The organism is Litoribacterium kuwaitense (assembly GCF_011058155.1).
Taxonomy (GTDB): domain Bacteria; phylum Bacillota; class Bacilli; order Bacillales; family DSM-28697; genus Litoribacterium; species Litoribacterium kuwaitense.
Genome location: NZ_JAALFC010000018.1, coordinates 1 through 20309 on the forward strand (window position 1 = coordinate 1; position 20309 = coordinate 20309).

Here is a 20309-nt window from a genome sequence, read left to right on the forward strand (position 1 = left end):
CACAGCGAAGATTAAAGCCTTTTGTGGGCGACATGGGGGAGCGACGCTAACATCGTCCAATGCACGTAAAGTGATGGAATGGGCGTATACGCAGAAAAACGAATATTGTTTTGCCAGACCAGCATTTAGGAAGAAATACAGCATATGAGATGGGTGTTCCACTTTCGCAAATGGCGGTTTGGGACCCAATTCGGCATCAGCTCGAAATGCAAGAAGATCATCAAGAGGAAGAGATAAAGCTATTACTTTGGAAAGGCCATTGTTCGGTACATCAAGGCTTTACGGTATCACAAATCAAAGCATTGCGAAAACAAGACCCTTCGATACGAATCATCGTTCATCCCGAGTGTACATTTGACGTCGTTCAAGCTGCGGATCTCTCTGGTTCTACAGCGAAAATCATTCAGGAGATTGAGCAGGCTCCCGCAGGCACAAAATGGGCCGTAGGTACTGAAATGAATCTTGTCAATCGGTTAGCAAAAGAACACCCATCGCAGCATATCCGTTCATTAAATCCATATATGTGCCCATGTTTAACGATGAATCGCATTGATTTGCCTCATCTGACATGGGCCTTAGAGCGAATTGATGCGGGTAAGCCTGTCAATCAAATTAGCGTTGATGAGGAAACTGCAGCGGCAGCACACACTGCAATCGAGCGAATGTTTGCGCTCGTGTAAACAAGCGTGTGTCTTTATTTCAAAAAAACGCCCATAAGTCATTGAAAGGACTCATGGGGCATGATTTACGAAGGATGATCAATGTGAAATGCAGGCACCTTTTCTTCTGAAGAGGTGTTTTTTTGGGGATTTGAATAGGAGGTACTTTCATGATGGGTAAGGTGATTTGTGTCTGTCTCCTCAGTAGAGAGCGATTCGAGCGGAGGAGCATTATTGGTTTGTTCATTTGTTTCTTCAATCGTTAACGATAATCTATATTTACAACCTCGGTCTTCAATAAACGGACAAAGCGCATTCAATTTATCAATAATTTGTGAAGTTGTAAACATTCCCTCGATATTAAAAGTCATTTTATGGGGGCTATTTTTATTAGGCAGTGATTCCGCTGGTATATTAGACTGGTTGTGTGTATGTTGTGGCGTACTTTGCGTCTTTTTTAATAAAGCCAAAGTATCCGCTACACTTTGGTTTAGTTGTGTAGACTTTTGTTGTAAATGTAGTGGACTATGATATTCGCTTTTCTTTGATCTATTATGCTCGCGTTCAATTTTGCGTCTTTGATTGTAGACAGTTGCAGTACTAACCTCCCATTTTTCTGCGAGTTGCTGAGCAGAATGGTGTTCCAAATATAAGTGAATTAATTCATTTTTTTGGTGGTTAGGTAGTAATTGGAATCGTGTGTATGGAATGACTTCTTTGCGGTATTCTTTCATCTGGTCTTCTTCTACGGGAACAGTACGTTTAGAATGTTTTTTTTCACGGAGAGGGATCCCTAGTTTTTTCATCATTGAATAAAGCTTGTAATACGGGCAGTCCAACATGTCAATAATTTCTGAGGTTTTCATCGTGCCGCGCCAATGTCTAATTAGCTTCTCTTGTTCAGCAAGGGGTTTTTCGATCAGTTCATGATACTTCAACCGGCAGATCCTCCTTCTACAAATTATAAAACGTTTTATTTATTCAGAATTCGTTATGAATTAGCAAATTCCTTTTTTTTGATCCCATTTTTTACGCTTTGAAATTATTCTAGTCTGGAACATGTCTCCAAAAAAATAAAAAAACGCTCTGTAAAGGGTAACGCTAACTTAGAGCCGGCTTCGCATCCGTCGTGACTCTGTTCGTTCGTTTCTTATGATCAAACGTTAGCAAGGCTTTCGATTTAGCCTGAAAATGTCGAAAAAAGAGTGTAGACAAAGCCGCGAAAGACTTTGTCTGCACTTTAATAATAGCTCTTATGAACACGTATCGTTGACACTATAAATCCATAGCTAACATGGCGATGTATACTGTTACGGCTTGGTGAAATGTTTTAACATCTAGTTGAGTGCGCTCAATAAATTTGTCGACTCGGTATTGCAAGGAATTGCGGTGGACAAACAGTGCTTTTGCAGCAGTTGAAATATTCATGTTTGATTCGAGAAACTTCCTGACACTGTGAAGCAGCTCTTTGTCATCAGCAACTTGTTCGAGCATCGCTTTCACCTCTGCAATGGTTTCCTGTGAGCTTTGGGAGACAAGATAAAGCGGAAGTTGCTCAGCATGGAAAAAAACGGGTGATTTCGAATGAAGCTTTCTTGATATCGCAAAGCTTTCTTGTTCAATAAGATAGCGGGCATAAGCATTTTCGTCGGCTTTTTGTGTGTGGCCAATGTATACATGGACATCTGAGTAAAAGTCTCCGGTTAACGCTTCAGCCAAATCCTCATAAGCGATCGGTTCCTCTAAACTTACGGTCTGTGGCTCGATGAGAAAGCCTCGGTGTAAGCTTTCCCAAATGATGACGGGTGTGTAAGGGTAAATGCCTTTGACAGCTTCTGCAAAAGAATCTCGATCTAAGAGCGCTTCTTTAATATGAAAATGGATTAACCGATGTTCAGGTAATGGCTCTGTTGGCATACTTTTTTCTATGAACAGCTGGTGCCACGGACGCTCCTGATCATTTAGCGTATGCGTATCGATTTCATGACTAAAAAAAAGCTCTAATAACTGTCTTTCTTTTAGACCCATTGCAGTTTTTAAAATGCCGACCCACTGCCCTTCAACATGAAACCATTCATATTGACCGGCATCATGAACAGCATGTTCAAAAATGAGGTTGTCCTGATATAAACGTTTGAGATGATCAAGCATAGGGGCTCGCTGCCTAACTTTATCAGGCCGACAGCGCTTCACCACCCTTCATTCTTAAGCTGAACGAGATTCGCTGACAGAGAGTTGAGTCACTTGACCTTCCTCACTCACATGCAGGCTGACAAGAGTCAGTTGTGGATACCAAGTGCGAAGGCGCTCGAGAGCACGTTCTGTCGTTTCTTTTTGCACATCGGATGTACATGGGTGACCGGCACAATCGTCATGACCAGCTACAATGATGACCTTCGATCTGTGGGCGTTCACGGAAACTTCAATCATTTGCTTGAGGCGTTCAACATCACCTTCATTGCCATCAATTAACACTTTGTTGGCGCCTGGTGCTGTGACACAGTCGACATATTGTATGTCGTAATGTTCCTTAATCCATTGATTGACAGGCTCTTGAACACGACCATCCATACAATTAATAGCTGTCGCAAATGTTTGATCGATAGATATCGGCAATTTAACCAACTCCATTTTTTAAGTTATTGTTTTTTTAAGTGTAAGACAACAGTGTTTGTTCAACAAATTTTTCTTCTTTTTGCCACGCTTCTACAGCCTCAGGGGAGAGCGCTGACAAGAGTGACGCAGCCGTTTCTTTTACGGCATCCTGAGATGATTGCTTGCATGCGTCAAGCTGTGCGTGCAAATGCTTAGATGCCCACGGGGTCAAAAGCTGTTCAGCACTTTTTTGCCAAGCAGACAACGCATCATCTAAAGCCTTGAACAGATCGTTCTGTAATTGTTCTCTACCCGGTCCCTCTGAGAAATATTTAGCATTTTTCATATGCTTTTGCCACGTTCGAAGTACTTCAGAAGAAAACTGGATCACTTCGATCATTTCTGGTACTTTCTGCTGTTTCATATCAACGGTTGGCAATGATTCTTGAAAATGTTTCGCAAAGGTCTCAGCCCAATTTTCTTGTGCTTCCACCGTCAGTTGATAGCTTTTTTGTTCGAGTCTAAGTGCAGTTGCCCTAAGCTCTTGTGCTAAAGCTTCGTTGATGAGGGTTAGAAAATCGTTCATCCCAGCTTGAAAGGCTTCCTTTGCTGAACGTTCAGCGAAAAGCCCAGGGTGGAAAGCTTGCTTAAACCACGTTCCAGTATTGAACTGTGAACGCTGCTTCACGTGATATAATAGCTGATCCTCCTCGTTTTTAAGCGCTGTTTCAAGAGGGGATTGAGCTGTGCTTTGAATCTTGTGTAATATGGCATCCCGCTTCTTAAGAATGGTGTCGGCTTTTTCCTGTCGCATTTCTTCTGAAAGCCGCGCATTCTCGGAAGCTTCAGAGAGGAGACGCTTGACGAAACGCAAGTCAGCGATCGCTTCATTGGTGACGACACTTGCAAGTTCATTTTGGATGAAGTCATTAAAGCGCTGTTTCATTGCCCCAAGCCCAGATTGCTGACGAGTTTCTTCAGAAGAAGACAACGCTTGACGGCTCGAAATAGCGTACAGCCGCGGTTGCTGAATTTGACGAGCAATGAGCTGCTGTTTTACATAGGATTGCACTTGTTCAAGCTCAGCGTCGTTTTTTGCTAAATCTTTAGCATTGACAATAAAAAACATTTTATCCAACGCAAAAGCGTCTTTCACTTTACCGAGCTGTTCCAGAAACTGTCGATCTGCTTTAGAGAATGCATGGTTGTAATACGTCACAAAAAGAATAGCATCAGCATTTTTAATATAGTCAAAAGCAACGGACGTATGTCTGCTATTCATCGAGTCGGCCCCAGGTGTATCAACGAGCACGACACCTTGATTTGTCAACGGACAATCGACATAGACATCAACACTTTCAACGAAACAGGCTGTTCTTTCTTCGGCTGTATACGCCATATATTGACTTTTCGTTGCCACAAAGGATGTACCAAGTGTCTCTTTTTGCTGCTCTAATCCGTGAGCAATTGCTTCAACAAAGGCTTTTTGCGCGCCGGCATGATTTGGCCAGTTCAGCTGAGCGAGAAGAGAAGAGAGCTCCTCTAAAGTGGAAATTTCTGCATTTACAGGCTGTAAAGCGTCTTTCGCATCGTCAAGTAGCTGCGCCTCATCTTTCATATGAATCACAGCCTCGCCATCATGGTGCTCGTTGTTTGGAGCTTGAACCCTAATAATCGAAGCTGTCGTAGGCTGAGGTGAGACCGGCAGGTGACGTCCACCAAGCAAAGCATTGGCAAACGACGATTTCCCTGCTGAAAATGCGCCGAAAAGAGCAACGGTAAAGCGTTGCGTATTGAGCCGTTCCGCTTTTTTATATAAGCGTTCAGCGACAGAATGTGTGCCAGGGAGCGCGGAAATTCGTTTCCCTACTTCGGTAAGGTCATGTGTTAGCTTTTGGCGATCGACCTGCAACACTTTCGAAGTGTCAATGCTCACCCCTGTTGATTGTGTGTCTTCCAACACATCTGGTTCTTCAACAATTTCTTCTTGCTGAACGAATGCTTCTGCAAAAGGACGCACTTCCGAAGTTAAGAGGTGATTGAGCGCTTCTTCTTCATAGGTAGGTGGGTGGTCTAAAACGGCGATCATTTCTTGCTCAAGCTTATCAAGCTCTGCATCTAAAGCACGTCTTTGTTGGTCGGCTTGAACAATTGCCTCCAACTGCTGCATCTTTGCCTGACGCTCCTCATTGGTATGCTGCTCAAATTTTTGTAACGAAGAGAGTCCTTCTTCAATTAACGGAAAGAAAGCCTGTCGAGAACGTTGACGAATGAATGCGATGATGTCATCTCTATATTTTAACACATAGGTTGCATTGGCTGTCGCCCCTGATTGGACGAGATCTGCCAAGTCTTTACTTGTTACAGAAAGGTCTGTATGAAAGACGCTTTCAACCAACCTTTCATCTTTAATACCAACCTGCTGCATTGCATTGCGGACTAGGTCACGAAGGTTCGTCACAAGTTGTTTTAACGCTTTAGATAAAGCGTTATGAAATGCATCGAGACGTGCGTCCTGCTCTGCAAGCACTTTCTTTTTGTTGCGAAAGAGTCCCGTTTTAAATTGCGGGTCGAGTGAAGCGAGATATTGGGCCGCTAACTCCCTTGTTTCGTATGGAAAAAGGTGTGCGTTTGCGGCTGTACGATCGACAGCTTGCCGAGTCTCTTCGGCAAATTGCTTTTGATGATCAATCGCTGTTTGTTGTGCATGATTTTCATTTGAAAGCGCTTCTTTTGCTTCTTCAAGTTCTTCAGCTGTCAAATGCTCAAGGGTGTCGGCGATCTGTTCTCTTTGTTGGCTTTGAGCTTGCTTTTCCCAGGACAAATGCTCTTGTATTAGCGCTTTAGCTGTCACTCGTGCAGCTTCATCGACATGATTGGAAGCGTTTTTTGCGTAGTCATGTAGAAAATGACATAGCTCATGCCATTCGCTTCCAGCTGTCTCAGGTGAGTGAACAGAGGTTAAAAATAAATACGATGTATCCACCCCGCGCTCTTGAAACGCTTGGCGAATATCTTGGCGAAAGGTCTCAATTGAAATTTCTTCATGATGCAGCTTGTCGATTTGATTTACGACGAGCACAACCGGTTTATTTTGCTGTTGAATCGCTTGGAGGAAATGAATATTGACTTCGGAAAGAACGTGGTTACAATCCATTACATAAACGATCAAATCAGCAAGGTATAAGCCGGATTCTGTAGAGCGTTGGTGGGCATCATCGACAGAATCAACGCCAGGAGTGTCGAGTAAAATACAACTCTGGTCGAGTTGTAGGCTCGGGTGAGAGAAGGTGACAGAGGCAATGTCCTGCCCATCCTTCATAAAATGTGAGATGTCGTCGAGCTCATAAGCTTCAGGAATGGTATACGTTGTCCCCTTCATCGATTCAATTGTTGCTTGGTGCTGCCCTTTTTTGATCTCCACTAGGTTTGCACTAGTTGGAATAGGGCTGGACGGTAAAACCGGCATGTTGATAAAAGCATTAATCATACTCGATTTCCCTGCCGAAAAATGTCCACAAAATGCGATATGCGATTCTCCGCGCACAGTCTTTTGGAGGAGTCGTTTTATTTTTAACTGCGCCTTCTCATTTCCAGCATTCTGAAACAGAAAATGTAAGTGAACGAGAGACGCAACGGATGAATGATCTACGGTCACAGTCATGAATAAATCCTTTCTCTTTTGTCTGCTAAAACAAGCATAGCAGAAAGTGTCTTTACAGAAATGATAAGTCAGGTGCTTTAGGATGTCAAAGCATGGTAGAATGAAAATTTAAATTGGTTGGATGAGGAAAAAATGAGGGGAAAAGGTTCACAAAAGGGGCAGAAACCATTGAAAAAGGTCGTATGGATTGTAGTTACTTGGGTGGTGCTTTTGTTGATTACTTATCGTATGTCGTTTTTTACAGGACAAGGCACAGCGACAGTCATTGAAAAAATTCCGACCGCTGAAAATATTGCGATCATAAATGTTCTTTTACGTAAACTGACACACTTTTTTTCCTACGGTGCTTTAGCTGTTGTTCTATGGTGGGCATTAAAAACAAAGAAGAACGGTTTTGCAATTGCTTGGACGATTGCGACCCTTTGTGGTTTGTTTGATGAGGTTTGTCAGTTTTTTCATCCTAATCGAACTGGAGCATGGTATGATGTCGTCATCAATTCAGCAGGTGCATATGTATTTTTATTGGTGATTACAAAAATAAAGAGACGGTCGTAAATCGCCGTCATTTATCATGTGGAAAACTGGAATAAAGGGGTAAATTTACGCAATGAAAGTACCCATTTCACCCCTTAGTTCGTCTGATCCAATCTAACGATCATAGCCCCTTTACTTTGATATACCTTGATAACCAAGTGCATCAAACACATATGCCATCCGTGCATACCCTTCATTGTTCGGGTGGAGTCTATCTAACGATAATAGCTGAGGGTGCTGTTGAAAGATACTATACATATTTCCTACAGCAACACGGGGGCTTTGAATATAGAGAAGCCGTCGGTTGAATAAACGAATCCATCTGTCAAAATCAGGCTGGTTTGGCCAAGGATTATAAATGTTTGCGATGCGAATCAACGGAGGTGCTTGGTTGCGAGAGCGTTTTATTAATAAGTCTACGATGGACCCGATGTTGTGCAGGCACTCATTGATTGCTGACCAAACGATGGCATCCTCTTTTGTGACTAAGTATTGACGACCGGCCTGCAACAAGTCATTACTTCCTGCAGTTAAAGTGACGATGTGTGCGTATTGATCATCGGAAGGTGGGGCATTTAATAGGAGCTGAAGCAGTTCACCACTCGTAAGGCCAGGACGTGCAAGGACCTTTTTATCAACAGGACGTTTCAAGGCTTGGGATACTAAGGCTTGATATTTTTTTACGTATCCTGAGGAAAATATGAGTCCGCCAACACCCACAGTTAATGAATCACCAGTAGCAAATAACCGTACAGGTCCCTTCATGATGTTCACTCCTTTTAAAACAAGTCACAATCATAAGCGGTAAGTGGCGCTTCGCAAAGATGTGTATTATTTTATGCTGGAGAAGCTTTATCGTGATAGGGAAGTGTTGAAAGTGGGGATGAGAAGTAAACAATACGAAGAGGCCAGTGTTTTTACCTGGCCGCAGCCTGTTGCCAAACGCTTTCATTCTTTGCCCGCTTGACTAATCATTCTTTTAAAAGTGCTTTGTTTTGTTCAATTTAATGTGACGGGGTAGCTAGCCCAGATAAAAACACATTCCAAGAACCGATAATTCGTTTTTCATATGTCTCTTTATCATATAAAAATTGTTCGAGAAAAATGCCGTCCATGAGACAGAACAAAGCCGCGACAATATCGTCAAGCGATTGGTCGGTTTTAAAGGAGCCATCGATCTGGCCTTTTTGCAATACGCGCCTCAATACAGCTGTTACTTTTGTTTCCGCTTCAAGTATGGTCTGTTTAAGCTTTTCGGCATGAACTTCAGGAGGGTAGACGAGCAGTGATTTGTATAAACGACCTGCATCCGTATTGGCAAAAAAAAGAGACGATTCCGTGACCATTGTGCGAAGCTGTGTGGGAGGCGGAAGGTGGTCAAATCGTTGTTCAGCAGTCGTGAAAAATTCCACATGTTGATTCATTGCCTCATCAGCACAAGACAGGTATAAATTGTCTTTGTTCGTATAATGATTGTAAAGAGACGGCTTTTTGATACCTACCTTGGCTGCAATGTCCGCCATTGAGGTGCCAGAATAGCTTTGATCGGCAAAAAGTCGAATGGCTTCATGAAGAATTTTTTGAGAAGTATTCATAGCAAAAACTCCAATTATTTTTCAAAAATCCTACCACAAGGAAGGAATTGCGTAAAGGGAAAGCGAAAATGGAGAAAATGTTCAAATTGAATTTGTAGGGGGGAAATTAATGTCACAGGAGCATTTTGACTGGAAGCAGCTTCAAGGTCAGTTAATTGTGTCATGCCAAGCTTTGGAGGATGAGCCGCTACATGGCGCTCACTTTATGGCGCAAATGGCTTTAGCTGCTTACCAAGGTGGTGCCAAAGCCATTCGCGCAAATGGTGTAGAGGATGTAAAAGCAATCAAACAAACGGTAAACATTCCAGTCATTGGACTGATCAAGCGTGAGTACCCGAATTCGGATGTGTATATCACTCCTACCCACATAGAAGTTAATCAATTAATAATGGCAAACGCGAATGTCATCGCGCTCGATGCGACAAAGCGCAGCCGTCCAAATAAAGAAGCGTTGCCAGACCTGATTGACCAAATTCATAAAGAAGGTAAACAAGCGATGGCAGATATTTCAACATTAGAAGAAGGGCTGGCGGCTGCAGAAGCAGGAGCTGATGCAGTGAGCACGACGATGAGCGGGTATACGCCTTATTCTCCCCAGCAGAAAGGACCAGATTTAAAGCTGGTGAGCGAATTGTCGCAAGTTCTTACAATTCCTGTTATTGCTGAAGGACGAATTACCCGACCTGAAGAAATGATCGAGGCGTTTAAACGAGGAGCGTTCGCGGTTGTTGTAGGATCAGCAATTACGCGCCCTCAGCTCATTACAGAAAGATATACGACTGCCGCTGCTGATTGGAGAAAAGACCGCATCTAATTCACCGCCAGTTTTCTTGTGGTCGCACAAAGAAGCTGGCGGTTGTCGTTTGTTAATGAGTGGAGCCTATTAGCGACTTCAGTCATGAGAGGCTTAAACCTTCATATAATAAGCACCGGCGGTTACTTTTCCGTGTTGATGACCGGGGGAGCGATAGCGAGGGCGCACGTTAGACAAGTCTGGATAGATGGCTTCTTCAACGATCTGCCTTGCTTCTAGCGCTTGCCGCTTCTGAACACGTGTTATGAGCTCTTGAAGGTCATCACGAACGAGTATGATCGTGTGAGTCACTTTCGCAAGGTGCCAGCAGGCTTCGGTGACATTCGGAGCAGAAGTAATGATGACGCCACGATCTGCCTTGTAAAAGGCTACAGAGGAAAAAACTTCCTGAACAGCGCTAATCCCGACCGCATCACGATAACGCTTAGCTTGTACGGCAAATGCTGTTCCATCCTCATTTGTCAGAATGATGTCAGCGCCAAAATCCCGACTTTTGGCTGTTTGACGTGTAACGAAACCGATGGAGGCTAGTAAAACCGTTAAATAGTCTTCAAATTCATGTCCTTCCATACGATCGATGTCTCGTAGCGTGATTTTGGCTACATCGTACCGCTTTTTTCGCCGCCAGCTCCGCCAGAGAAAAAAGAAACATAACACAGTGAAAAATACGGTTATCACAACGAATACCCATGATATGGATAGATTTTCAAACCAAAGGTTCAAGTCGTCTCACTCCCTTACGTACGTTACTATTGTATCAAAGCACACAAGTGTTCGCTCGAATTTCCGTAAAAAACCTTGGCAGAGTTAACGCTTGCCAAGGTTTTTAGTGTGCCGTCTTATTCAAGGTATTTTGTAACATTTCGCGCATATTCGCTCGGAGAAACACCTATATGTTTTTTAAACATCCGAAAAAAGTAGGACGTATCATAGTAACCTAAATAAAATGATATGTTGGCAATCGTCATATCAGAATTAGCAAGCAAACTGCACGCCTCTTTAACACGAAGCTGGTGCATATATTGAATCGGGGTTTGACCAACGACTTCCCGAAAAAGAGTGCTCGTGTAATTAGGCGATCGTTGAATAAGCTTTGCCAATTCTTCAGTTTGAATCGCTTCCCGATAGTGTTCGAGGAGGAAGCGTCTGATTTTATCGACATATTGGGCTTTAATGGGGACGACCTCTGGCTTTTCTATTTCCCGAGCGATCTTTCCAATGAGCTCGATGAAGACACCTAAACAAATATGCGAACTGAACGGTGCGTTGTTTTGGGATTCTTTATAGATTTTTTCGAAGGCACGGTGAAAAAATTGAAAATGGTGAACTTTATGGTGAACGAAAGTCTCTTTCTCTAAAAAAGGGATTTGCTTCATCGTGTCCATATTCACCTCAAATAGAATGGCATATTTTTGATGAGGACCTGAAGGATGGTTATATCCAGCCCGGAAGGTATTTTTAGGAAAGAAAATGATCTCACCTTCACTGGCAGTATGCAATTGATCTTCAATTTCATATATATTTTTCCCTTTAGTTACAAATATCAAAATATGGTAATCTATGTGCTCTTTTCGAGTAAGCCAATTGGGAATAAAATCATCAAAATGAACTGATTTAATGGTAAGTATGATGATCACCTACTTTTAGAGTGATAAAGGTTATTAAGATAGTATCATTAGAATATGGTAGCCGCAATTGAAATAATTAGAAAAAAACGAAAATAAAAATATACAATACATCGTAGTTTTGTACATAGACAAAAAATATGATCAGTACGTATACTGTTTCTACAGCAATGAAGAAAGCGTTAACAAAAATATCGGAAAGGGTGATTATGTGAGAAATGTACATTTTATCCAACGGATTGTCTTTTGTTGTTTAGTTGCATTGTTATTATCAGCATGTGGAGCGAACAATAATGATAATGCTGCATCAGAGAATGAAGATGCTGATGGAACGATAACATTACAAGTGATGGACTGGAGCGACAGTGTCAAAACAATAAGGGAAGAATTTCATAATCAATTTATGGAGAAATATCCAAATATTAAGATTGAGTATACCCAGCTCACCGTTGATCAATTCAAAAATACAATTTTAACGGCGGTGAAGTCGGGAGAAGCACCGGATTTGTTTCCAGTTCCTTCTGGAATGAAGCTAGAAACCCTCGTGACGGATGGTTGGTTTCAACCGATTGACCCTTTGATTGATCAAGAATTTAAAGACATGTTTGTCGAAGGTACTTTCACAGAAGGGATTACGATGAACGAAGGGCAAATCTACGCCATTCCTGAAGCACAAACGATGCCACATAGCTTAGTCTTCTACAATAAAACTTTGTTTGAAGAGGCAGGTCTAGACCCGGAAAACCCACCAGAGACTTATTCAGAATTCCGTGAAGCAGCACAAAAAATTACTGACGCTGGGGCTGGACAATATTATGGAATGATAGAGGGCGGTAAGCAAAATAATCGCTGGCTGACGACTGCAAAAGAATGGGCTTCAATGGCGGGTGCCGGGCTGAATAGTTCATCTCCGGTCAACCTTGCGACTGGATCGACAGATTACGCGACCGAACCTGTCAATGGCGTCTTTGAATTGTTTGAAAATTTACGTGATGATGGCTCCCTTCATCCGAAAACAATGAGCATTTCTGCACCAGAAGCGCGCGCTCTCTTTGGACAAGGTCAAGCAGGTTTTATGGTTCAAGGTGCTTGGTCGATTGGCGTTTGGAATAAAGAAAATCCCGATCTCGACTTCGGCGTAATGGCGCCACCGGTACCCGACTCAGGAAGAAAAGGATCGATTCCTATTGTAAGTAGTGCACCATGGATGGGGATTTATGCAGGCTCAGACCATCCTGAAGAAGCAGCGTTGTATTTGGAAGAGCTCTACGGTGGAGATTATTTTCAAGCGGAGCGTGTCAGTTCTGGAGACAGCTTTTCCACTGTTAAAGGGATCAATGAAGAGTTTGTGACTGATGAGAATTTAAAAGACTACTATGACATCGTTCAAGAGGTCGGCAGTCGCATTCCTGACCCAGTGATTCGCAATCCTGAAACAGTCGCTGTTTTTAACGAATACAATGACGTACACCCTGACCTTGGTGGTTTGTTAGGAGGCGTTGTTTCAAAAGCTGTAGATAATCCCGAGCAAATGTTGAAAACGTATTCAGAACAAGTAGGCGTAGCATGGACTAAAGCCATTGAAGCAGCGCAAGAAAAGGGAGCTGACATCGAAGAAACGGATTTTGTCTTTCCTAATTGGGACCCTTTAGAAGATTATACGGAAGAAGATTATGCTGAATTAAAGTAAGAATTGGGGTCTTAAGTGACCCCGATTTGTCAAGAAAGGAAGGGATTCTCATGAGGACGCTCTCCAAAACGTCTACGTCGGCTGTGTCGAAAAAGAAGATTTCAAATAAACGAAGAACGACGCTATGGTGTTGGCTATTTATTTTACCTAATCTTATTTTCTATGCGATGTTTCAAGGCTGGCCAATTATCGTAAATTGGTATTATTCGACCCTCGATTGGTCGGGGTTAAGCTCAGATGCTGTATTTGTTGGGTTGAACAATTTTAAAGAGCTCATGCAAGATCCTTATTTTTGGAATGCGTATAAAAATAGCTTCGTTTTTATGGCTGGATCCGTTCCTTTAATGCTTGGACTGGCCCTGATCGCTGCCCTCGTTTTTAATAATCCGAACTTAAAATATGCAAGCATTTATCGAACCTTGATCTTTATTCCTGTTGTTACAACAGCATCTGTCGTCGGGATTATTATGGTTTATATTTGGGGTTCGGATGGGGCAGTGAACTATACACTCATGCAAATTGGACTTTTAGACGAGCCGGTCAACTGGTTAAGCGATCCGAATTTGGCAATGATGACTGTTATTTTAATAAACATATGGAAAAACCTTGGGATGAATATGGTGTATTGGATTGCGGGACTCCAAGGTGTGCCGCGAGAGCTTTATGAAGCGGCGCGAGTGGATGGAGCTGGTCATTTCAGAACGTTTTTCTCGATCACTCTGCCACTGATTTTGCCGGTGGGAGCTGTCATCTTATTACTGAATGTCGCTGGTTCATTAAAGGTTTTTGATTTAATTAAAACAATGACAGATGGCGGACCGTTTTATGCGACTGACGTTGTATCCACCTATATTTACCGCTTTGCATTTTCAAGTGAAATGGGCTTGCCTCGCTTAGGCTATGCAGCATCTGCAGGAATCTTCTTTGCCTTTACAATTATGATCATTGCCCTCATTCAAGTACTTGTGAAGCGTTCTCTCAATTCTAAGAAGGTAGGAGGGCAGCAGTGATGACAATGAAAAAGCTTAGTCAAGGACTTACGCACGCCTTTCTCATTGCCCTATGTTTTGTCTGGATTTACCCATTTTTATGGATGATTTCGGCATCATTTAAGACTCAAAATGAATTCTTTGAAAAAGGCTTAAGCTTAATTCCGGAATCTTTTCAGCTGGATAACTTTATCCGCGCATGGAATGAAGGGAATTTTGGTCAATATTTCAGCAACTCCATCATCGTGACGATCGCAACAATATTAATCGTACTCTTTATTACAGCGACGTGTGGTTATGCACTGGGGCGCTACTCATTTTTTGGCAAGAAAATGTTTATCTTCATTTTAGGTATTAGTATTTTTGTACCGCTGGAATTTTCTATTATTCCAATCTTCCAACTCATTAAAGATCTTGGCTTAATGAATTCATTATCTGGTGTCATTATGGCTGAAGCGGGTGGAGGCCATGTGCTTTTTGTCTTATTATTCGCAAGCTTTTTTGCCCAAATTCCTAAAGAGCTTGAAGAAGCAGCAATTATTGATGGTTGTGGGTTTTTAAGAACATTTATCCATGTGGCTTTACCCCTTTCGAAACCGATTATAGGTAGTGTTGTAATCATGCAGTTTATTTGGACATGGAACTCTTTCTTACTTCCACTCGTCTTGACGCTGAGCACACCAGAATTACGAACTTTGGCTGTCGGTTTATATGCGTTGCGTGGAGAGAACATCGTTGATTGGACTGGAATCGCAGCTGGTGGAACAATTGCCATTGTTCCGATTATCGTTATTTTCTTAGTATTGCAGCGTTATTTTGTCGATGGAATGGCTGGCGCTGTCAAAGGCTAAAATAATTATCTAAAGGGGAAAAATAAATGAGAGTACTTTTGCTAGATTTAGATTCAACGAGGCCGGATCATTTAGGGTGTTACGGTTATCATCGAAATACGTCACCGAATATTGATCGGATTGCTGAAGAAGCCGTACGCTTCAATCAATATTATACGTCTGATGCCCCGTGTTTTCCGTCAAGAACAGCATTAACGACAGGGAAATTTGGGATTCACAATGGTGTCGTTGGACATGGTGGTACGGCTGCTGATCTGCGTCATGAAGGAGAAGGGCGTCAATTTAAAAGCCAGCTTGATACAGAAAGCTTTGCCTCCATCTTCCGTAGCGCCGGTTTAAAAACAGCGTTAATTAGTCCATTTGGAGAGCGTCATTCGGCATGGCCTTTTTACGCAGGCTATCATGAAATGTACAACACAGGAAAAGGTGGTATGGAGTCTGCGGAAGAGGTAACGCCTGTCGTTGAGGACTGGTTAGAGCGGAATGGGGCACAAGATGATTGGATGCTGTACGTGAACTTTTGGGATCCTCATACGCCGTATCGTGCTCCGGAATCGTTTGGTAATCCTTTTGCTGACGACCCATTACCAGCGTGGATTACAGATGAGGTATTTGAACAGCATCGAAAAAAGGTCGGCCCACATAGTGCCATGGAAATTAATATGTATAACAATGAAACTTTACCAGAGTATCCAAGGTATCCAGGAGAGTTAGAAAATAAAGACGACCTTCGTCGCATGATGGATGGCTATGATTGTGGTGTTCGCCATATGGATGAACATGTCGGTCGTGTCTTTAAAAAGTTAGAAGATCTAGGTGTTATGGATGATGTCGTTATCATTATTACTGCCGATCACGGTGAAAATATGGGTGAGCTCGGTATTTATGGAGAGCATGGCACAGCAGATCAAGGGACATGCCGCATACCGATGATTATTCGTTGGCCTGGTAAAACAACGGGAAGCATAGACGATGGCCTTCATTATCACATTGACCTGTTGCCGACCTTAGCTGAAATGTTCGGCACTCAACCTTCACCGAATTGGGATGGACAGAGTTACGCAACTGTCATTTCTGAAGATAAAGATGCAGGGAGAGACTACTTAGTCGTCTCGCAATGTGCTCACGTTTGCCAGCGCAGTGTACGCTTTGATGATTGGCTGTACATTCGTACGTACCATGATGGCTATCACTTATTTGCTAAAGAGATGTTGTTTAATATAAAGGAAGATCCTCATGAGCAGCATAATGTCGCACAAGAACGAAAGGACATTTGTATGAAAGCCGTGTACCTGCTCAATGAATGGCATGACGACATGATGAATTCTATGGATGTTGATGTTGATCCGTTATGGACAGTGATGAAAGAAGGCGGTCCGTATCATGCAAAAGGACATTTGAAGAAGTATGCCGAGCGTTTAGTGGAAACAGGGCGGACAGAAGCTGTAGAAGAATTAAAAAGGCGTCATCCACAAGAACAGTTATAAGCGAAAATCTCATACACGGCTACAGAGTGTAGGTCAAGTCTATCCGGACTTTGTCTACGCTCTTTTTCAAAAGAAAATCTTACACCGCTATGCCTTTGTCAGTCTAGGCGTAAAGGCAAGTAAAGAATCGAAAGCAACCCAACCTCTAGTTTGCGGGTTAGAGAGGCGGAAAGCGACGAATGCGACGATTTTGGTCATAGATTGGGTTTTTAGCATTCTTCGTTTGTAAGGTAAATGTTAACAAAAATTTAAAATTAATCTTCCTTATGGGTCTGGAGAATTTGTTATACTCAAAGTGAGAATGATATCCAATAAAGGGAGGTCTTTCGATGAATAAAATGGACGGAAAAGTTGCTATTGTTACAGGAGCTGCTATGGGAAATGGAAAAGGAATTGCTGAAGTGCTCGCTAAATATGGCGCGGTCACAGTTCTCTTCGACATTTCAAAACAAGTTCATGACACAGCTAAGGAATTAGAAGAGAAAGGTTATAAAGCAATGGCTGTTGAAGTCGATGTCACTGATAAAGATGCTGTACAAAAAGCGGTTGATCAAGTGATAGAAACGTACGAACGAATAGATGCACTTGTAAATAACGCAGGAGTTGTCCGTTTGGCGAACTTCCTCGATATGGACGAAGAGCTGAGAGATTTCCATTTTAATATTAATATTAACGGTGTGTGGAACGTCACAAAGGCGGTATTGCCGCACATGAAAAAAGAGAAAAAGGGTAGAATTGTAAATTTATCATCTGTAACCGGAACAATGGTTGCGGATGCAGGAGAAACGGCTTATGCTACGACGAAAGCAGCTGTCTTAGGATTCACAAAATCGTTAGCTAGGGAAACGGCAGAGGACAATATTACTGTGAATGCAATATTGCCTGGATATGTATTGACACCGATGGTCGAACAAATGGCAAAAGAAACAAATCCAGACAATCCTCAAGAGGTAATCGACGGTATTGCTAGCGGGGTGCCATTAGGTCGTTTAGGTCGGGTTGAAGAAGTTGGCGAGGTCGCTGCTTTCTTAGCCTCAGATGAATCCAGCTATATCACAGGAACACAAATTGTGTTAGACGGGGGAAGCACTTTACCAGAAACTGTGTCTGTTGGTGTTTAAAATATCGGTAAATAAAAAACAACTTATTAGAAAAAGTTTAGTACTTATTATAGCCTGAACCAAAAATGGTTTTTCAACAGGCAAAGAGCCGCGCTTCTAAGTAGCGCGGCTTATTTTATGCAAATTAAAAATAGGTTGAGAGATCATTGAAACGATAGTTAAAAATGAAAAAGAACAAACCACATGAATAAGGATGTATATCATGATCATTTAATCGTATCAGATGATCATTTTTGGTTCTTTATTAAGAATGATTTATGTAATTTGTGACTAATAATGGTCGAGGTTTTTAACTTCTATATAAACAAAAGAAGGATAGCGAACATTTTCATTTTTTACTTTTGAAGAACGAAAAAATTTCTCATTAAAGCTATCACAAAGCTCTTTTGCTTTCTCTTCTGTACTACAATAGCCTACATAGTTATGACTAAACTTAGTTGGCTCACCATCGTCATTCGTCATTGCATCGAATACTTCGACTAAGTATATTGAGTTTTTTTTCTGCATCTTAAACACTCCTTAAGAATAAATAATGATCTCTCTAAAGGAATGGTATGTTAAACATGTGTGACTTTGTACTCAAATTAACAATTTTTAATGAAAATACTGCAGTTTATAGTTTGTTTAATATTTTTTTGATGTAATTGCTTTCATCTGAAGAGATATAAAACAAAAATCTTTAGAAAGTGTAATTATTTTAGCTTTTTTACTTATGTTTAATAGAAAGATGATCATTAGTAAAATTATTTAGATTTTTAATTGCATCAAAAAAATAATAGTGCTCTTCAAAAATATCGCGGAATAAAAAGTTAAATGATAAGTCAAATTTCATAAAATCAATATAGGTAAATAAAACTAAACTTAATGTAAAAAATGGAGACGGCTTTATAGCGGCTTCTAACAACTACAAGTCGGGGTCAGGCGAAGGATTTAGCCTTCAATGAAAAGCGTGCAGACAAAGTTTTACAAGCTGTTGTCTGCACGCTCGGATGGTGAGGATTGAAAGAAGATATCTTCTAGGGAAAGTGTTTCTGGGCGCACAGCATGCACTTCAATACCTGCATACACAAAGGCTTTGACCATTTCGGGAATATTGTCAGTTGAGTCTGTGTCCAAGGTCAACGTTGAAGGCTGAAGCTCACTCACCTGAAAAGCAGGGAGATGCTCGTGCAACCATTGTTCATTCAATTCAAACTGTGCGTTATATGAAACGGTCACTTTGACACGGTTTCGTGCTTGCTCTTGAAGTTGTGCTAACGTCCCGACGCGCTCAATGCGACCGTCATGAAGAATAGCCATGCGATCACAAATGCGTTCAATTTCATTTAAATTATGTGAAGTGAGAAACACTGTTTGCCCATTTTCTTTTAATTTTACGATTAATTGCTGAATTTCTCTAGAAGATTCAGGATCGAGGCCAGATGTCGGTTCGTCCAAAAACAAGAGCTTTGGTTCACCTAACAATGCTTGTGCAAGAGATAGCTTCTTTTTCATTCCGAATGAAAAGGAGGCAATTTTCTTTCGCTCTTCGCCCTGAAGCCCAACCGAAGCGAGAAGCGACAGGAGCGATGACTTATCCGTTGTAGCTTTTTTTAATCTAGCCATATGTGCGAGAAATTCAATAGCTCTCAAATGAGGAAACATGTTTGCGGCGTCAGGCATCACTCCGACAGAACGTTTAATAGCGGTCATATCTTGATCATTATGATTAAACACTTGAAACTGACCTGAGCTTTTATGGACGATCCCAGTTAAAATATGAATGAGTGTTGATTTACCTGCACCATTTCGACCAACGAACCCAAACAATTCCCCTTCATTCACTGTCAGTTGTACGCCGCGCAATACGTCCTTTTCGTTATAAGACTTTTTTAATTGCTCAATTGTTAAAGCGTTCATCTTTATAAATCCTTCCTTTTTAAAAGAAATAGTCCGGCAAAGAAAAACAGACCAGTCCACAAAATAGGAACAAACGTTAATGCGCCAGGTCCGTGCTCATATAGATGTAATAACGCATTGTAAGGAAGAACGTATTCGTGAATGGTTAGAAGAAGTAAAAGGTCCTCTCTAAATGTGGCAGTCAATGAAGCGATCGGCGCTGCGAGCCCGATGAATAACCCTAAGAAGAGGCTCATTCCAGGTTTAGGAATGATCGTAGATAAAAACAAATTTAAGGCAATGGCATAGGCGAGAAACAGGAAAAGCGGCAGAAGCACGTTTATCATATTTGTTGACGAGACGAAAAACAAAATGAGGAGACAAACGAGCAAACAAATCGTCCAAAAGCTAAAAAAGCCAATGAATTTTCCTGTGTAAAGCGCTTCTCGAGACATCTTTGTTAAAGAGAAACGAATATTTTGCGTTTGAATTTCGCCATTTATACGATCATGGGATAACGAGAAGATGTATAAAAAACCGATGCCGAAAATGGCGAGTAAAAAGAAGGTAACGATTGCATCGTTAACCTCAGCAGGGCTACCGACATCACTACCTAGTAGACCGATCGCCGCATTTTGTAAGCGGGCCAGGCCATAGCTCATCAATAAAAAGGAAGCAACGACGAAAATGGTTTTGATGCTTTTAAAAAGTTGAATAAATTCGTAACGAGCAATCGCTAGCAATAGATTCACATCCTTTTCTTATTGTGTTGTACATCAATCATACGTAAATTATTTTTAAAGGTTT

At 41.7% G+C, this 20309-nt stretch carries 18 protein-coding genes and 1 pseudogene; 8 read left to right on the forward strand and 11 right to left on the reverse strand.

Going from position 1 to position 20309, the window contains the following annotated elements; genetic code table 11:
• Positions 1–680: pseudogene (locus G4V62_RS10485) on the forward strand (quinolinate synthase NadA); the annotation flags it as partial.
• 65 nt (positions 681–745) lie between these two features.
• Here the strand turns inward: G4V62_RS10485 and G4V62_RS10490 are convergent.
• The 4 genes from G4V62_RS10490 to G4V62_RS10505 all read right to left on the reverse strand — a co-directional run bounded on the left by G4V62_RS10490 (position 746) and on the right by G4V62_RS10505 (position 6918).
• Complete coding sequence (locus G4V62_RS10490; protein WP_165201967.1) at positions 746–1597, reverse strand: hypothetical protein; 852 nt, start codon at positions 1595–1597, stop codon at positions 746–748.
• A 337-nt stretch (positions 1598–1934) separates the two neighbouring features.
• Positions 1935–2810, reverse strand: a complete 876-nt coding sequence (locus G4V62_RS10495; RefSeq protein ID WP_165201969.1) for a PucR family transcriptional regulator — start codon at positions 2808–2810, stop codon at positions 1935–1937.
• 54 nt (positions 2811–2864) lie between these two features.
• On the reverse strand, positions 2865–3275 hold the full coding sequence (locus tag G4V62_RS10500; RefSeq protein ID WP_165201971.1) for a carbonic anhydrase: 411 nt from the start codon (positions 3273–3275) through the stop codon (positions 2865–2867).
• A 34-nt stretch (positions 3276–3309) separates the two neighbouring features.
• A complete protein-coding gene (locus G4V62_RS10505; RefSeq protein WP_165201973.1) occupies positions 3310–6918 on the reverse strand; it encodes a dynamin family protein in 3609 nt (1202 codons plus the stop codon).
• A 168-nt stretch (positions 6919–7086) separates the two neighbouring features.
• Here G4V62_RS10505 and G4V62_RS10510 point away from each other — a divergent pair, with 168 nt between their 5' ends.
• The gene (locus G4V62_RS10510; protein WP_165201975.1) at positions 7087–7473 is read left to right on the forward strand and encodes a VanZ family protein; all 387 of its coding nucleotides are present in this window, start codon (positions 7087–7089) and stop codon (positions 7471–7473) included.
• Between the two features lie 111 nt (positions 7474–7584).
• On the opposite strand, the gene G4V62_RS10515 is transcribed toward G4V62_RS10510, so the two are convergent.
• Entirely contained in the window at positions 7585–8217 is a 633-nt protein-coding gene (locus G4V62_RS10515; protein ID WP_165201977.1) for a GDSL-type esterase/lipase family protein, read from the reverse strand.
• Between the two features lie 239 nt (positions 8218–8456).
• Positions 8457–9047, reverse strand: coding sequence for a TetR/AcrR family transcriptional regulator (locus G4V62_RS10520; RefSeq protein WP_165201979.1), 591 nt, complete (start codon positions 9045–9047; stop codon positions 8457–8459).
• Between the two features lie 109 nt (positions 9048–9156).
• Between G4V62_RS10520 and G4V62_RS10525 the strand changes: the two genes are divergently transcribed.
• The gene (locus G4V62_RS10525; protein WP_165201981.1) at positions 9157–9861 is read left to right on the forward strand and encodes an N-acetylmannosamine-6-phosphate 2-epimerase; all 705 of its coding nucleotides are present in this window, start codon (positions 9157–9159) and stop codon (positions 9859–9861) included.
• A 93-nt stretch (positions 9862–9954) separates the two neighbouring features.
• On the opposite strand, the gene G4V62_RS10530 is transcribed toward G4V62_RS10525, so the two are convergent.
• Positions 9955–10584 (reverse strand): restriction endonuclease, encoded by a 630-nt coding sequence (locus G4V62_RS10530; RefSeq protein WP_165201983.1) that lies wholly within the window; start codon positions 10582–10584, stop codon positions 9955–9957.
• A 116-nt stretch (positions 10585–10700) separates the two neighbouring features.
• Positions 10701–11498, reverse strand: a complete 798-nt coding sequence (locus tag G4V62_RS10535; RefSeq protein WP_212508743.1) for a helix-turn-helix domain-containing protein — start codon at positions 11496–11498, stop codon at positions 10701–10703.
• A 199-nt stretch (positions 11499–11697) separates the two neighbouring features.
• Here G4V62_RS10535 and G4V62_RS10540 point away from each other — a divergent pair, with 199 nt between their 5' ends.
• The 5 genes from G4V62_RS10540 (at position 11698) to ucpA (ending at position 17624) form a co-directional block, all read left to right on the forward strand.
• Entirely contained in the window at positions 11698–13176 is a 1479-nt protein-coding gene (locus G4V62_RS10540) for an ABC transporter substrate-binding protein (RefSeq protein WP_165201985.1), read from the forward strand.
• Between the two features lie 50 nt (positions 13177–13226).
• Positions 13227–14186 (forward strand): carbohydrate ABC transporter permease, encoded by a 960-nt coding sequence (locus G4V62_RS10545; protein WP_165201987.1) that lies wholly within the window; start codon positions 13227–13229, stop codon positions 14184–14186.
• The gene (locus G4V62_RS10550; RefSeq protein WP_212508744.1) at positions 14186–15016 is read left to right on the forward strand and encodes a carbohydrate ABC transporter permease; all 831 of its coding nucleotides are present in this window, start codon (positions 14186–14188) and stop codon (positions 15014–15016) included. The genes G4V62_RS10545 and G4V62_RS10550 overlap by 1 nt, the downstream gene beginning before the upstream one ends.
• A 26-nt stretch (positions 15017–15042) precedes the next feature.
• Entirely contained in the window at positions 15043–16503 is a 1461-nt protein-coding gene (locus G4V62_RS10555) for a sulfatase family protein (protein ID WP_165201989.1), read from the forward strand.
• A gap of 329 nt (positions 16504–16832) precedes the next feature.
• Entirely contained in the window at positions 16833–17624 is a 792-nt protein-coding gene (ucpA, locus tag G4V62_RS10560) for an SDR family oxidoreductase UcpA (protein WP_165201991.1), read from the forward strand.
• Positions 17625–17894: 270 nt separating this feature from the next.
• Here the strand turns inward: ucpA and G4V62_RS10565 are convergent, their stop codons facing one another.
• The 3 genes from G4V62_RS10565 to G4V62_RS10575 form a co-directional block, all read right to left on the reverse strand.
• On the reverse strand, positions 17895–18131 hold the full coding sequence (locus tag G4V62_RS10565) for a hypothetical protein (protein WP_165201993.1): 237 nt from the start codon (positions 18129–18131) through the stop codon (positions 17895–17897).
• Between the two features lie 456 nt (positions 18132–18587).
• The gene (locus G4V62_RS10570) at positions 18588–19523 is read right to left on the reverse strand and encodes an ABC transporter ATP-binding protein (protein ID WP_165201995.1); all 936 of its coding nucleotides are present in this window, start codon (positions 19521–19523) and stop codon (positions 18588–18590) included.
• Positions 19524–19525: 2 nt separating this feature from the next.
• Complete coding sequence (locus G4V62_RS10575) at positions 19526–20245, reverse strand: ABC transporter permease subunit (RefSeq protein WP_165201997.1); 720 nt, start codon at positions 20243–20245, stop codon at positions 19526–19528.
• Between the last annotated feature and the right edge of the window lie 64 nt (positions 20246–20309).

Bases quoted from the DNA above. Each gene is read 5' to 3' on its own strand.
- G4V62_RS10495 (WP_165201969.1), bottom strand. From the start codon at position 2,810: ATGCTTGATCATCTCAAACGTTTATATCAGGACAACCTCATTTTTGAA.
- G4V62_RS10505 (WP_165201973.1), bottom strand. From the start codon at position 6,918: ATGACTGTGACCGTAGATCATTCATCCGTTGCGTCTCTCGTTCACTTA.
- G4V62_RS10515 (WP_165201977.1), bottom strand. From the start codon at position 8,217: ATGAAGGGACCTGTACGGTTATTTGCTACTGGTGATTCATTAACTGTG.
- G4V62_RS10520 (WP_165201979.1), bottom strand. From the start codon at position 9,047: ATGAATACTTCTCAAAAAATTCTTCATGAAGCCATTCGACTTTTTGCC.
- G4V62_RS10525 (WP_165201981.1), top strand. From the start codon at position 9,157: ATGTCACAGGAGCATTTTGACTGGAAGCAGCTTCAAGGTCAGTTAATT.
- G4V62_RS10545 (WP_165201987.1), top strand. From the start codon at position 13,227: ATGAGGACGCTCTCCAAAACGTCTACGTCGGCTGTGTCGAAAAAGAAG.
- G4V62_RS10550 (WP_212508744.1), top strand. From the start codon at position 14,186: ATGACAATGAAAAAGCTTAGTCAAGGACTTACGCACGCCTTTCTCATT.
- G4V62_RS10555 (WP_165201989.1), top strand. From the start codon at position 15,043: ATGAGAGTACTTTTGCTAGATTTAGATTCAACGAGGCCGGATCATTTA.
- ucpA (WP_165201991.1), top strand. From the start codon at position 16,833: ATGAATAAAATGGACGGAAAAGTTGCTATTGTTACAGGAGCTGCTATG.
- G4V62_RS10565 (WP_165201993.1), bottom strand. From the start codon at position 18,131: ATGCAGAAAAAAAACTCAATATACTTAGTCGAAGTATTCGATGCAATG.
- G4V62_RS10570 (WP_165201995.1), bottom strand. From the start codon at position 19,523: ATGAACGCTTTAACAATTGAGCAATTAAAAAAGTCTTATAACGAAAAG.